General features: G+C 57.7%; 11 protein-coding genes. 6 read left to right on the top strand and 5 right to left on the bottom strand.

Annotated elements, in window-relative coordinates; all coding sequences use genetic code 11:
* Nucleotides 1-104: 104 nt before the first annotated feature.
* Nucleotides 105-1,091, bottom strand: coding sequence for a LysR family transcriptional regulator (locus M5B96_RS08475; RefSeq protein ID WP_248796236.1), 987 nt, complete (start codon nt 1,089-1,091; stop codon nt 105-107).
* A gap of 120 nt (nt 1,092-1,211) precedes the next feature.
* Here M5B96_RS08475 and M5B96_RS08470 point away from each other — a divergent pair, with 120 nt between their 5' ends.
* From M5B96_RS08470 to M5B96_RS08445, 6 genes are all read left to right on the top strand, one after another.
* A complete protein-coding gene (locus M5B96_RS08470) occupies nt 1,212-2,390 on the top strand; it encodes a fumarylacetoacetate hydrolase family protein (RefSeq protein WP_248796235.1) in 1,179 nt (392 codons plus the stop codon).
* Between the two features lie 287 nt (nt 2,391-2,677).
* Nucleotides 2,678-3,484 carry an IclR family transcriptional regulator gene (locus M5B96_RS08465; RefSeq protein ID WP_248796234.1) on the top strand — a complete coding sequence of 269 codons (807 nt, stop codon included), beginning with the start codon at nt 2,678-2,680 and terminating at the stop codon, nt 3,482-3,484.
* A complete protein-coding gene (locus M5B96_RS08460; protein WP_248796233.1) occupies nt 3,481-4,281 on the top strand; it encodes a fumarylacetoacetate hydrolase family protein in 801 nt (266 codons plus the stop codon). The genes M5B96_RS08465 and M5B96_RS08460 overlap by 4 nt, the downstream gene beginning before the upstream one ends.
* Before the next feature lie 3 nt (nt 4,282-4,284).
* Nucleotides 4,285-5,178 carry a fumarylacetoacetate hydrolase family protein gene (locus M5B96_RS08455; protein WP_248796232.1) on the top strand — a complete coding sequence of 298 codons (894 nt, stop codon included), beginning with the start codon at nt 4,285-4,287 and terminating at the stop codon, nt 5,176-5,178.
* A 21-nt stretch (nt 5,179-5,199) separates the two neighbouring features.
* The gene (locus tag M5B96_RS08450; RefSeq protein ID WP_248796231.1) at nt 5,200-5,895 is read left to right on the top strand and encodes a DUF4286 family protein; all 696 of its coding nucleotides are present in this window, start codon (nt 5,200-5,202) and stop codon (nt 5,893-5,895) included.
* A 283-nt stretch (nt 5,896-6,178) separates the two neighbouring features.
* Complete coding sequence (locus tag M5B96_RS08445) at nt 6,179-7,474, top strand: OprD family porin (protein ID WP_248796230.1); 1,296 nt, start codon at nt 6,179-6,181, stop codon at nt 7,472-7,474.
* A 619-nt stretch (nt 7,475-8,093) separates the two neighbouring features.
* On the opposite strand, the gene M5B96_RS08435 is transcribed toward M5B96_RS08445, so the two are convergent.
* The 4 genes from M5B96_RS08435 to ssuD all read right to left on the bottom strand — a co-directional run bounded on the left by M5B96_RS08435 (nt 8,094) and on the right by ssuD (nt 13,494).
* Nucleotides 8,094-9,335 carry an acyl-CoA dehydrogenase family protein gene (locus M5B96_RS08435; protein ID WP_248796228.1) on the bottom strand — a complete coding sequence of 414 codons (1,242 nt, stop codon included), beginning with the start codon at nt 9,333-9,335 and terminating at the stop codon, nt 8,094-8,096.
* 31 nt (nt 9,336-9,366) lie between these two features.
* Complete coding sequence (locus M5B96_RS08430; protein ID WP_248796227.1) at nt 9,367-10,794, bottom strand: LLM class flavin-dependent oxidoreductase; 1,428 nt, start codon at nt 10,792-10,794, stop codon at nt 9,367-9,369.
* A 217-nt stretch (nt 10,795-11,011) separates the two neighbouring features.
* Nucleotides 11,012-12,184, bottom strand: coding sequence for an acyl-CoA dehydrogenase family protein (locus M5B96_RS08425; protein WP_248796226.1), 1,173 nt, complete (start codon nt 12,182-12,184; stop codon nt 11,012-11,014).
* 164 nt (nt 12,185-12,348) lie between these two features.
* Nucleotides 12,349-13,494 (bottom strand): FMNH2-dependent alkanesulfonate monooxygenase, encoded by a 1,146-nt coding sequence (ssuD, locus tag M5B96_RS08420; protein ID WP_248796225.1) that lies wholly within the window; start codon nt 13,492-13,494, stop codon nt 12,349-12,351.
* Nucleotides 13,495-13,606: the final 112 nt, after the last annotated feature.

Raw genomic sequence — 13,606 nt, 5'->3', positions numbered from 1 at the left:
GGGTGGTGCGCGGTCGCTAATAGCGCCGCACTTTTGTGTCGGCACTATAGGATTCATGGAAATGGCTGCCTAATGAGAGCTTTCGATTGCTCGATAACTTTGCCTCATCGACTTTTTTTGAGATTGCTGCGGTGTTTCTTCCCTGTAGCCGTTTGCCGCTGCCTGGCGAACGCTAATAAGGTCGCAATAAACGTCCGTGTCGGCTCTGACAGGGGTTCATCCTTGCGAGTGATCACACCGTAATCCTGGGATTCAACTTTGAAGGGCGTGTTGAGGATTTTAAGTTGTCCATTTTGTAGTTGCGACTGGACCATGGACTCGGGGAGCATGGCGAGCATGGGGCCAGACTGAAGCAACTGTAGGAAGGTTTGCATGGAAATCGTCTCCACTGTGTTGGTTGGCGGGACGACCTTGAACAACGTGAAAGCGCGCTCCATGCGTTGTCGGATCGGCGTATTAAAGGGATACATGACCCATGGCCATTCGCTGAGTGCTTCAGTGGGGACCTCCTCCAGTCGGCATAAGGGATGTGTGCTGTTCGCGACAAGGCAAAAGGGCTCAGGTCCCAGCGATGTAAATTCGAACGGCTGACAATCCTCATCCGTGAAGCGTGCAATGATTAAATCGAGCTTTTTTTGTTCGAGCATTTCCAGCAGGTGATTGCTGGTTTGTTCGATCACCTCGATAGAAAGGAGCGGACGCTCCCGCTTAATGCTGGCGATCGCCTCAGGCAGCACCACTGATGTTGCGGCGAAAATGGTGCCGATTTTTAAATGACCATGCCCGCCTTTACGCAATTTGTTGACCTGATCGACGAACGATTCCGTGTCTTCCAGGGTAATGCGTGCATAACGGGCCACGAACTCCCCCAGTTCAGTAAGGACCAGGTTGCGCGTTTGGCGCTCAAACAGCGGGAAACCCAAGAGCATTTCCAGATCGCGAAGCAATTTACTGATGGCCGGTTGCGTGACATTCATGTGTTCTGCGGTGGTGTGCATATTGCGGGTCTTGGCCAGGCTATTGACCAGTACCAGATGTTTGATCTTCAGCCATCGGGTGACACTGCCAAAAGTAATTTGATCGTTTTCCATTGGATGAGGCCTTGTCTGTCGATAACGAAACAGCATTGATGAGTGAGATTCTTTCATTGGGATTTGCGGGGGCGGTCCATTAGCTTTACGGCTCTGATGGCTGACTGATCTGGAAGCTTTATGGCGAATTTGAAACTGACGCGCGAAAACACTCTGCCAGTGGATGGCTTGGCCGGAACGCTGATCGGTCGTGCCTGGATCCCGGGTGCGATTGCAGGACCCTCGCCGGTGGTGCTGCGCGATGAAGGTGTGTTTGATCTTTCTGAAGCTTTTTCGACAATCAGCGAATTGCTGGAACACACCTCGCCGTTGTTGGCGGTTCGTCAGGTGCCTGGCAGATACATCGGGACTGTCGAGGCGTTGCTCGGGAATACCGGCAGCCATGCCGATCCTGACAAGGCATCGCTGTTGCCTCCGGCGGATCTGCAAGTCATCAAGGCGGCCGGGGTGACGTTCGCGTCCAGCATGATTGAGCGGGTAATCGAGGAGCAGGCCCGAGGCGATGCTGCCAAAGCCGAAAGTGTTCGTCGCTTGGTGCACGACGCAATAGGCGATAACTTGCGGGCAATCAAGCCGGGCTCGCCAGAAGCGATGCGCCTTAAAACTGTGCTGATCAAGCAGGGTATGTGGTCGCAATACCTGGAGGTCGGTATCGGCCCGGATGCGGAGATTTTCACGAAGGCACCGGTTCTGGCCGCAGTGGGCAGCGGTAGCGAAATCGGAATTCATCGCAAGTCTGAGTGGAACAACCCAGAACCGGAAATTGTGCTGGCGGTGAACAGTCGAGGCCAAGTGCATGGCGTCACCTTGGGCAATGACGTCAATTTGCGTGATTTCGAAGGCCGCAGCGCGCTGCTGTTGAGCAAGGCCAAGGACAACAATGCGTCCTGTGCGATCGGCCCATTTATTCGTCTGTTCGATGAAGCGTTTACGCTCGATGACGTGCGCAACTGCGTCGTGGATCTGCAAGTCCAGGGCGACGACGGCTTTACGCTTGAAGGCAGCAGTTCCATGGCCCTGATCAGCCGTGACCCGTTGGATCTCGTGGCCCAGACTGTCGGCGGTGATCACCAATACCCGGATGGCTTCATGCTTTTTCTCGGGACATTGTTTGCGCCTACCCAGGATCGTGAGGAGCCGGGAAGCGGCTTCACTCATAAGCAGGGTGATGAGGTCAGCATCGGTAGTCCGTTGCTGGGCACGCTGCGCAACACCGTCACCTACAGCCATGAGGCTGCGCCCTGGACTTTCGGCTTGCGGGCAATGATGCACAATCTTGCTGCCCGCGGACTTCTGTAGATAAGGCAGGGTGGTGAGATGCATTGGGCGTTCTTCCGCAAAGATTGAACATGCACAGGCGCTTGTCTATGGATAAAGAGCCGGACCCGAAGGGTTCGGTTTTTATCTCTGTCAGGCGTCCCACGTCCCGGATACCCGGCTGCGTGGCCCGCTCTGTCTCGATAAGGCCAACCCGGTGCAAGCGGGTTTGACTTATCCGGGGACGCCTGCATATTATTGGAACACGGTTCCAGTACGAACAATGTTGCTCGAATCCACCCCATTGTCAAAGATAAGTCGAGAAAAATATGAGAGTCGTTAAAGGTGCTGTTGACCGTTGCCTGGAGGCGATTGAACTGCTGGCTCGTGAGGCTCGCTGGATGCGGATGTCCGATATCGCAGCCGAGCTGGGCTTGGAGAAGGGGCCTGCCCATCGAGTGCTTGCTCAGTTAGTCGAGCAAGGGTGGGCGGAGCAGGATGAGGCCACGTCGCAGTACCGCTTGACACTGAAGCTGGCACTGTTGGGGCAGCGCTATTTACATGGAATTGGCTTGCCTGAATTGGTCCAGCCGATCATCGAGAAAGTGGCTATTCAATGTCATGAGTTGGTGCGGTTGACGGTGGTCAACGAGGGCACCTTGTCCTGGTTGTCTTCGGCCCAAGGCGCCGCGCCGGGGCTTATGTATTCGCCGGCCATGGATAAACCGATCAATCTCTACGCAACCGCCAATGGCAAAGCCTGGCTGGCAACGATGTCTGATGAGCTGGCCATTGAGCACGCGCTGCGTAGCGGGCTGGGGAAAGCTGACGCCGGGATGGGGCACGGGCCGAAAGCGATCAACAGCATCGAAGGCTTGTTGGCCGAGTTGGCGCAGACCCGAAAGCGTGGGTATGGCTTGGTCGTTGAAGAAGCCGAGGCGGGTGTTTGGGCGATTGCCGTACCGGTCAAGCTGGTTCCGTCCGGCACTGTGGTCGGCACGATGAGTATCGCCGGCCCGGTGTTGCGTATGCAGCCTGAACGTTATGACGAATTGCATGCCCTGCTGGAAGAGGCAGCCAACAAGCTGGGTACGGTTTGGCCGCGCCAGAACAACGTGCATTCGGAGAGCGTATGAGCCAACTCGCACCTGCATGGGCCAAGGCGGGGGCAGGGCTGGAAGTCGCTGCTGCCGCTCTGGTCCGTGCACGGCTGGAGGGGATTCGGCTGGCATCCTTGCCTGGTCCGAACCTGCCGAGCAGCCTCGCACAAGGTTTTGCCATCCAGCAACATGTGGGCCCATTGGCTGGAAAAACCGTGGGGGGCTGGAAGTGTGCATTACCGCCGGCTGGTAGGTGGATCGTAGCCCCGATCTACAGCGACAGCATTGTAAAAGGCGAACGTTACCGACTGGCCGCTGACGCCGATAAGGCGCGCATCGAGCCCGAATTGGCGTGCGTCCTGGCCCATGATTTGCCGGCACGTGTCGAGCCTTATACCACTGAACAGATCGCTGCTGCGATCAGCGACGTGCACTTGGCATTGGAAGTGATCGACTGCCGTTATATCGAACCACACACGCTGCCGTTCGAGCAATTGCTCGCGGATGGTCTATTCAATCACGGCCTGGTACTTGGGGCGCCAATCACGCTGTCGAACCCGGCCAGCATGCCCTCTGAACTGGATATCACCCTGAGCGATGCAACGTCGGAGCCCCTGAAAATCAAGGGCCGCCATCCGGACGGGGATCCGTTGTTGCCGATCGTCTGGCTGGCCAATTTTCTGTCTACACAAGGGATAGGGCTGCAAGCGGGGCAGGTGATTATCACCGGGTCCTATGCAGGTGTTCTCGATGTGCCCGTTAACCAGCCACTGCATGTTCAGTTCGGCGAAGCAGGCTCATTGTCTGTCCATTTCTCAACGCTGGAGGAGTAACAAATGCGCTTAGTTCGTTTTGGTTTACCGGGGCAGGAACAGCCGGGAATCTTGGATTCGCAAGGGATCGTTCGAGACCTCTCAGGCATTGTCGATGACATCGATGCGTCGGCCCTGAGCCCGTCAGTGCTTGAAAAACTGCGCGCGGTTGACGTTGAAAAGCTACCAGTGGTGGCGCCTGGCACGCGTCTTGGTCCATGCGTAGGCAGTGTACCGAACCTGATTTGCATCGGTCTGAACTACTCCGATCACGCGGCTGAGACGAATACGCCTATCCCGAGCCAACCGGTGGTCTTCAACAAACACACCGCGTCCATCAGCGGACCCAATGACCCGGTCATCTTGCCAACGGGCGCTCAGAAACTGGATTGGGAAGTCGAACTGGCCATCGTCATCGGTACGCCTGCCTGGCAGATCGATGAGTCGCAGGCGTTGAATCACATTGCCGGTTATTGCCTGGCCAATGATGTTTCCGAGCGGGCTTATCAGCTTGAGTACGAAGGTCAGTGGGCCAAGGGGAAAAGTGGTTTTTCTTTCGCTCCACTGGGACCTTGGTTAGTCACCCGTGACGAAATTACCGATCCGCAGGCACTTGACCTCTGGCTCGACGTGAACGGCAAACGTCTCCAGACCGGCAATACCCGTACGATGATTTTCAGCGTCGCACATATTGTCGCCTACCTCAGTCGCTTCATGCCGCTAATGCCGGGTGACGTCATTATTACCGGTACGCCGCCAGGTGTGGGGCTCGGGCAGAAGCCACCGGTATTCCTCAAGGCGGGTGACACCATGCGTGTCGGCGGCCAAGGGTTGGGTGAACAATTTCAGACCGTGGTTCCTTACGTTGCTGAAATGGGGGCTGCATGGGGCGCGGGTCGCCATCCCAATGTTGACTGACTATCACTAAAGGAAAACGCTATGAGCTTTGCAGGAACAGGTGTAGTCGCGATCTGGCATGATCTTTTGCCCGAAGCGCGGGACGAGTTCTATGAGTGGCATAACCGTGAGCACATGCCCGAGCGGGCTGGAATTCCGGGCTTTTTGCGGGGACGCCGGTACATCGCTTTGGATGCCGGACCAACTTATTTCAACCTTTATGAGGCTGATTCTGTGCAGGTGTTGGGAGGGCAGGATTATTTATCGCGTCTCAACACGCCGACGGCGTGGACCCAGCAATCGGTGAAATCTTATCGCAACGTCGCGCGATCCATTTGCGAAGTCACTTACACCAGCGGTGTGGGGCAGGGCGCGTATTTGTTAACGGTTCGTTTCGATGTTGTCGAAGGGCAGCATAAATCGGTGTCAGACGCATTGCGCCAACGCGTGCTGCCTCCCCTTGCGGATAAACAGGGTATTACGGGCGTGCATTTGTGTGTGGCTGATGAGGCCGTGAGCAAGGTTGAAACCGCAGAGAAAAAGGCTCGCTCCGAAGGGACCCAGATACCGGCCTGGATCGTCATGATCGAAGGCTGCGCACCCGACTACGTTCGTGTCGCCGGCGAGTCTTTTGTGGCGCAGTTGCAACGGCTGTTGGAGGGGCAATCGATGGGAGCGGAAAGCACGCTTTATCAATTGGAATACACACGTTGCAAAACACCAGGGAGTGCGGGTTGATCGCCGACCGTTCGAGCACGTTTTAACTTCCAGTCGTTGTTCTCAAGCAATTTTCCACGAGCGTGCCATTACAGGCATTGAGTCAGGCTCGCGTCTGCGCACGCTCGGGTATTGCTTGCGGCGCCATTAAATAATTATCAAATTGTTTAATGGCGAACTATTACAAGGCAGATAAGAATTTCCACAATCACTCGGAAGTTGGCTCTTCGAGCCGTCTGTGCATGCGTTGTCACGAGCTAAAAAACGCAACAAAAACAATAATAACTCATTGTGAGGAAACATCATGCGCTACTCGGTTACTATCCGCCGCGTGCCTGCACATCAATCTCTGATCAGTCTGACTCTTGCGTTCTGCGCGGGTTCGTCAGCCGCTGTTCAAGCTGACCAAAATAGCGGCTTTGTCGATGGCGCTACGGCCACCCTCAATTTGCGCAACGCTTACATCAATCGCAACTTCATCAATCCTGCCTATCCCAAGAGCACCGCACCACAGAACAAAGCCGAGGAGTGGACACAGAGCTTCATCCTTGATGCTCGCTCTGGTTATACCGCTGGGCCGATAGGATTCGGTGTTGATGTATTGGGTCTTTATTCCCAAAAGCTTGATGGTGGCAAAGGCACCGGCGGTACCCAACTGTTGCCGATCCACGACGACGGCCGCCCCGCCGATAACTTTGGGCGTCTGGGCGTGGCGCTGAAAACCAAGCTGTCGAAGACTGAATTGAAGGTGGGTGAATGGATGCCCGTGTTACCGATCCTGCGCTCCGACGATGGCCGTTCCCTGCCGCAGACGTTTCGTGGCGGCCAGGTGACCTCCAACGAGATCGCCGGCCTGACCCTCTATGGCGGTCAGTTCCGTGGCAATAGCCCACGCAACGACGGGAACATGGAAGACATGTTCATGAACGGCAAAGCCGCGTTCACCTCCGACCGTTTCAACTTCGGCGGCGGCGAGTACACCTTCAATGACAAGCGCACCCAGGTCGGCCTGTGGTACGCCGAGCTGACTGACATCTACCAGCAACAGTACGTCAACCTCACCCACAGCCAGCCGGTGGGCGACTGGACCCTGGGCGCCAACCTGGGCTTGTTCAGTGGCAAGGAAGACGGCAGAGCCCTGGCCGGCGATCTGGACAACAAAACCGTTTCCGCGCTGCTTTCGGCCAAGTACAAAGGCAACACCTTCTATGTGGGCCTGCAAAAACTCACCGGTGACAGCGCGTGGATGCGGGTCAACGGCACCAGTGGTGGAACGTTGGCCAACGATAGTTATAACTCCAGTTTTGATAATGCTCGGGAGCGCTCATGGCAGGTACGCCATGACCTTGACTTCGCTGTGTTCGGTGTTCCGGGCCTGACATTAATGAACCGATATATCAGCGGGGATAATGTCCACAGCGGTTCGATCACAGATGGCAAGGAATGGGGTCGAGAATCGGAGTTGGCCTATGTGGTGCAGTCCGGCGCGCTAAAAAATCTCAGCTTTAGATGGCGGAATTCGAGTATTCGCAGGAGTTTCAGTACCAATGAGTTTGATGAAAACCGGATCTTCATTAATTACCCCATCTCTCTGCTATAAAGCGACTCTAGCTCGCACCCCTTGATGAGTAGGCGGCGTTCAGGTACGCCGCTACTTCTGTGGAGAGGTGGTACTTGAGCTGGAGTTACCGAACGGCGTGGTTGATCCGAAACGATGCAACTGCTCACTCTGCAAGAGGAGAGGCGCCGTCATGGGCACCGTTCCCCTTACGGGCCTGAGGATCCTGAAAGGGGTTGATGTGCTGAAGAGCTATCGCTTCAATACCCAACAGGCCTGCCACTGTTTCTGCTCCGTCTGTGGGGTCTACACCCACCACATCAGGCGAATCGATCCGTCACAGTGCGCCTACAATGTTGGCTGCTTGGACGGTGTTGACCCTGCAGACTTGGGCATGGTGCCGGTGAGTGACGGACGTAACCACCCGTTAGACAAAAAGTAAGCTGACCAAAACGGATGAGAAGATCATCGCTACGACCCTTGTGGGGTGAGAGATACTCGCGAGGAGACGCTAATTAATATTTGCTTATCATCCTTGCTCTGACGTTATGGACAAAACGGCCTTTCGTGACACCCGCCTGTCGGCGGATGCCATCGATGATTTTAGTGGGCACAACACCGCGAACGTCTCGCGGTGCAGGCGGGGACATACCGCCAATGTTTAACGGTTTTGGGCAGTGCCACCGCCAATTTGCCACACAAAGGGCGGCTCGGTACCGTTGATTTCCCAGTCACCGATGATCCGCTCTTTGTAGATTAACGGATTATGCGAGGCCGCTGTGCGGGCATTACGCCAGTGTCGGTCAAGCTGAAGGGTGCTGCGGGTAGCTGATGCACTCAAGGCATTGAACAGATCGCTTGTGGCGCGAAGCACCAACTCGGAAATGACCACTTGGCCTTGGGCCGACTCCAGCTCCGCGGCGATGTTGGCCGCGCGCTCGTTGTCTTCATCTCGACCGAAATGCGCCACATAAGCCCATTGCGAGGCTTGCGCGGCGCGCAAGGCTGTGGCTTCGGCGGCGTATATCTGGGCAGAGGCTTTGCCCACTACTTGCTGCACCTGTGCATCGTCACGGGCCGACAGTGCATTGCCGTGGCTGAACACCCGGGTGCGGTTACGCACTTGTTCAGCAATTTCGCGCACTGCCGCGCGGCCAGACCCTACCAGTACCGCTAGCAGCGTCAGTTGGTAGAACGCCGTCTGGTATTTGAAGCGCGTGGAGAAGTCGATCAGGTTTTCTTCCTCCACCACGGCATTTTCAAACACGGATGTGCCGCTGCCGGTGGTGCGCTGACCGAAGCCATCCCAATCATCGCTTTGACGCACACCCGGCTGCTGTACGCGGACCGCTGCGATCACGTCGGCGCCGGTGTCATCCCGTTGGGCATAGAGATCGATCCAGTCGGCGAACAGGCTCCCGGTGCTGTAGTACTTGCTGCCATTGGCAACCCACTGCGTGCCCTGGAGGCTTATGCGGGTAAACACCTGACCGAGTTTCACGTCGCCCACCTCAGTCCAGGCATTGCCTACCAGCTCTCCGGCAACAAAGCGCTTGAACCAGACGTCCTGGGGGCTGAATGCTTGGGCATTCAGACGATCCTCCACAAAAGCGAAGTGGCCGCGCAAGGCTTGTGGCACGTTGGAGTCAGCGGCGGCCAATTCGATCAGCAATTGGAACAGTTGGGGCAAAGAGGCACCGGCGCCGCCGTATTCGACGGGAATACGCACGGCACCGAACCCTGCTTCCTTGAGCCATTTGATCGGTTCGAACGGCAATGTACGGTCGCGCTCGCGCTCGACCGCACCTTCGGCAATGCGGCTGAAAATCGGCCGAAAGCGTTGTGCAAGTGCTTCGTAATCAGTGCCAACAGACAGTGTGTTCAGGGTAGGGAAGCTGGACATGGAGTGGGTTCCTCTTCAGCGCAAGTGAGGGTTAGGTCAAGTCAGAGAATTTCGACGGTTTGGTCTGGTCGGTGGTGTTGGCGCCATCCTTGAACGCACCGCGATAACGTGCTGCTGGGTGGTCCGCTGCGGCATAGGCCGAATCGCCATCAAGCAGGTTTTCCCGCAGGGTGCTGCCTTCATAGGACGTGCGTACACGGCCTCGGCGTTGAAGTTCCGGAACGATGAACTCGACGAAGTCTTCAAAGGTCCCGGGAGTGATGGCGTAGGCCAGGTTGAAACCGTCGATACCGCCGACATCCACCCAGCGCTCCAATTCGTCGGATACGGTTTTGGGACCGCCGACCAATACCGGGCCCAGGCCACCGATGCTGCGGTGTTTGATGATGTCGCGCGGGGTCCATTTGCGTTCGGGGTCGGCAGTGGCAAGCAACTCCAGCACTGAGCGGATGCTGTCGTTGTCGATCGCTTCCAGAGGTTGGTCTGGGTCGTAGTCGGAAAAATCGATCCCGGTCCAGCCGCCGTAAAACGACAGCATGCCTTCGCCGTTGCTGTAGCTCAGGTATTCGTTGTATTTGGCCCGTGCGGCTTCATCGCTTTCACCGGTAATCACCGTCAACAGCGTGAAGACCTTGACCGAGTCGCGGGTACGGCCGGCTTCCACGGCGCGGTTGCGGATGTCATCGGAAACTTCACGTGCCTGCTCGGCGGTGGCCGGGCTGATGAACACGCCTTCGGCATGCTTGGCGGCGAAGGCCCTGCCACGGCTAGAGGCCCCGGCCTGGAAAATCACCGGGGTGCGCTGTGGTGAGGGTTCGGACAAGTGAATGCCCGGTACATCGAAGTACTTACCTTTGTGGCCGATTGGGTGGACCTTGGCCGGATCGGTAAAAATGCCGCGTTCACGGTCGCGCAGTACCGCGTCCTCATCCCAGGAGCCTTCCCACAATTTGTAGGTGACATCCAGAAACTCATCGGCGATGTCATAGCGTTCATCGTGGGAGATCTGTTGCTTGAGGCCCAGGTTGACCGCCGCGCTGTTGAGGTACGAGGTCACCACGTTCCAAGCCACGCGGCCCTTGGTCAGGTGGTCGAGGGTCGAGAACTTTCGAGCCAGGGCGTAAGGTTGTTCGTAGGTCAGCGCGGCAGTGACACCGAAGCCCAGGTGCTTGGTGACGGTGGCCATTGCCGGCACTTGAAAGAAGGGGTCGTTGACCGGCACCTGATCGGCATCGAGCAATGAGGTTTCCACCGAGCCGCGATAGACGTCATAGACACCGACCACGTCGGCAATAAATATCGAGTCGAAATAGCCACGTTCAAGCAGCTTGGCGAGTTCAACCCAATAGTCGAGGTCCTTGTATTTCCATGCCTGGCTGTCCGGGTGACGCCAAGTGCCTGCTGCCTGATGACTCACGCAGGTCATTTCAAACGCATTGAGGATAATGCGAGAGGCCATAGTCGATTAACTCCTGCTGTCTAGGTTCATTGAGCGCGCCGGGCGCATGAACATTGGTTTCCAGGCCTCGTTGCACAGTCTGTGCCTAGTGCCAAAAGCCCCGAAATCAAAGGGGTTTGGGGGGGCTGGTGATCTGGCAAGGTATTGCTGGGTGAACACTTTGTCGTTCAGGTGGGTGGTGGTGAACAGTGACCCTGGCTTGACGTGATGGCGTGAGTCACGAATAGAAACTCGGCGTGGGTGGCTTTTGCTTCAAGGCCCACTCGCCGAGTTCACGTATGCGGTAGTCCAATGGGTCGTGCAGGGTTTGGGTCCGAAGATTGCGCCAGTAGCGGTCGAAGCGCCGAGTAGCGTTGGTGGCGCGGGCGCCGGTCACTTCAAACAGCCGCGAGCACAGGTCCAGGCCTACCCGGGTGGCATGGACCTTGGCACTGCCAATGACCAGGGCCAGGTTTGCTCGCTCGTTGGCAACCAGTTGTTCGCCGCTGTTCCAGGCCTTGTCGAATAAGGCGTTGGCCCGTTCGGCCAGGGCACGTACCGCCTCCAGGCCCGCCCAGAACTCCCCGTAATGGGCCAGTACATAAGGATCGTCGACCGCCTGGCCGACCTCGGCCTTGAACCAGGGCCGTGCCTCATGGGTTGTATAGTGACGAGCCTGTTCAAAGGCCCCTTCGGCAATGCCGAGGAACAGATTGACGAACGTCAGTTGCGCCAACAGCGGTCGCAGGCCGGAAAACACCGTACTCAAGGGACCGGGTTCCAGCAGCAGTTCATCCTCTGCCACCCACACCTTCTCGAAGCGAGCGCTGCCGCTGTCGGTCTGGCGTTGGCCCATGTTGTTCCAGTCGTCGAGCAAGGTAATGCCGGCGCGCCGAGTGGGGATCGCCGCAATCAGCAGCTTGCCTGCGGGGCCTTCGTCCAACGCCGAAGCAATCAGCTGGTCGGAGTCGCAGGCCCCGGAACAAAAGCTTTTCATCCCTGAAAACTCCCGTCCGCCATCAACTCGGGTGGCGAGGGTACGCGTGTCCAGCGGGTTGAGAGCGTTACCCCAGAACCAGCGCTGCCGGACCGTTTGCTCCAGCCAGTGCTGCCACTGATCGGGCCGGGAAAACAGGCGCACGGTGGCCAGCATCAAGTGTTGGAAGCCAAACACATGGGCCATCGAACTGTCGACCTTGGCGAACTCGCGCACCATGTTCAAGGTGTCACTCCAACTGGCCCCGAGGCCGCCCAATTCAAGGGGAATACTCAGGGTGAGCAGGCCGCTGTCGCGCAGGGCATCGCGCTCGGCTTTCGGGGTGCCGCCGCGTTCGTCGCGTTCGGCGGCCGTGGTCGACCAGTCGGCCGCCAGCCGACGGCCTATCTGAACAGGATCATTGGGAGAGGTCACAGGGAACTCCTTGAAAAAGAGAGAGGGCGGGCAGGCTTGAGTGACAGGCCTGCCTGCGCGCATAAAGAGACGGGGTTAGACGGACAACCGCGGGAATGACTGGGCGACCTTGGCCCGGAAGCGGTCATGCAGGAACGCCGGGGGGTAATGCATATCCATCACCGTCATGCCGCGACCTCGTCTGCGGTCAGTTTTTTACTTGCCCGAATGTCAAACGCGCCTCCGGTCAGTACTTGATCCTGGATCGTGACCGGTTGTTTACCCAACAGCGGGAAGACCAGCTCGGCGAAGCGGAAGGCTTCTTCCAGGTGGGGGTAGCCGGACAGCACAAAACGGTCGACCCCAAGGTCGGCGTATTCTTGCAGACGAGTGGCCACGGTCTTGGGGTCGCCCACCAGCGCAGTGCCGGCGCCTCCGCGCACCAGCCCCACACCAGCCCATAAATTGGGAGAGACCTCCAGCTTGTCGCGTTGCCCGCCGTGCAAGGCGGCCATCCGGCGCTGGCCTTCGGAGTCCATCTTGGCGTAGTTCTTCTGCGCGTCTTCGATGGTGTCGTCGTCGAGGTGGCTGATCAGCTCCTCTGCGGCGGCCCACGCCTGCTCGTTGGTTTCACGCACAATCACGTGCAAGCGCACGCCGAAATGCACGGTGCGGCCGTATTGTTCCGCCCGTTTCCGAACATCCGCGATCTTCTCGGCCACGGCGGCAGGCGGCTCGCCCCACGTCAGGTAAGCATCCACATGCTGGGCTGCCAGTTCATGGGCGGGCGCTGAAGACCCGCCAAAATATAAAGGAGGGTGTGGTTGTTGAACGGGTTTGAAGAAGTTCTGCGCACCCTCGACCCGCACGTGCTTGCCGGCAAAGTCCACGGTCTCGCCGCTGAGTAGCTGACGCCAAACCGTGAGGAACTCACCAGCGGCTTCGTAACGCTGATCGTGGTCGAGAAAGATGCCGTCGGCCGCCAATTCCGTGGCGTCGCCACCGGCTACCACATTGAGCAGCAGGCGACCGTTGCAGGCTTGGTCCAGGGTGGCCGCCTGGCGGGCCGATGCTGTTGGGTTGCCCAGAGACGTGCGCAACGCCACCAACAGCTTTATACGGTGGGTCACAGGTACCAGGCTGGCGGCGGTGATCCAAGGGTCCAGGCAACTGCTCCCCGTGGGAATCAACAGGCCGTCATAGCCGAGGCTTTCGGCGGCTACCGCGATTTGCCGCATGTAAACGTTGGTGGCCGGCCGGCCGCTGTCGGACCGGCCCAAATAACGTGTATCGCCGGAAGTGGGCAGAAACCAAAAAATATCGAGACTCATCAACACGGTCCTCGCTGCAACAGTGAGACGCCTGTTCCCTTGGGTCAGGTAAAGAGGCGACGGATAGTGCAACGCAAGGCCGGCACGGCTGCGTAAAGGAGCTGCTTGCTTG

It is taken from the genome of Pseudomonas sp. MWU13-2105, from assembly GCF_023242315.1.
In the GTDB taxonomy this organism is placed as follows: domain Bacteria; phylum Pseudomonadota; class Gammaproteobacteria; order Pseudomonadales; family Pseudomonadaceae; genus Aquipseudomonas.
The sequence above is the reverse complement of the archived record's forward strand: the minus strand, read 5'-3'. Positions and strand labels throughout refer to the sequence as shown.

Coding starts and splice junctions, on each gene's coding strand:
- M5B96_RS08475 (WP_248796236.1), bottom strand. CDS start 1,091: ATGGAAAACGATCAAATTACTTTTGGCAGTGTCACCCGATGGCTGAAG.
- M5B96_RS08470 (WP_248796235.1), top strand. CDS start 1,212: ATGGCGAATTTGAAACTGACGCGCGAAAACACTCTGCCAGTGGATGGC.
- M5B96_RS08465 (WP_248796234.1), top strand. CDS start 2,678: ATGAGAGTCGTTAAAGGTGCTGTTGACCGTTGCCTGGAGGCGATTGAA.
- M5B96_RS08460 (WP_248796233.1), top strand. CDS start 3,481: ATGAGCCAACTCGCACCTGCATGGGCCAAGGCGGGGGCAGGGCTGGAA.
- M5B96_RS08455 (WP_248796232.1), top strand. CDS start 4,285: ATGCGCTTAGTTCGTTTTGGTTTACCGGGGCAGGAACAGCCGGGAATC.
- M5B96_RS08450 (WP_248796231.1), top strand. CDS start 5,200: ATGAGCTTTGCAGGAACAGGTGTAGTCGCGATCTGGCATGATCTTTTG.
- M5B96_RS08445 (WP_248796230.1), top strand. CDS start 6,179: ATGCGCTACTCGGTTACTATCCGCCGCGTGCCTGCACATCAATCTCTG.
- M5B96_RS08435 (WP_248796228.1), bottom strand. CDS start 9,335: ATGTCCAGCTTCCCTACCCTGAACACACTGTCTGTTGGCACTGATTAC.
- M5B96_RS08430 (WP_248796227.1), bottom strand. CDS start 10,794: ATGGCCTCTCGCATTATCCTCAATGCGTTTGAAATGACCTGCGTGAGT.
- ssuD (WP_248796225.1), bottom strand. CDS start 13,494: ATGAGTCTCGATATTTTTTGGTTTCTGCCCACTTCCGGCGATACACGT.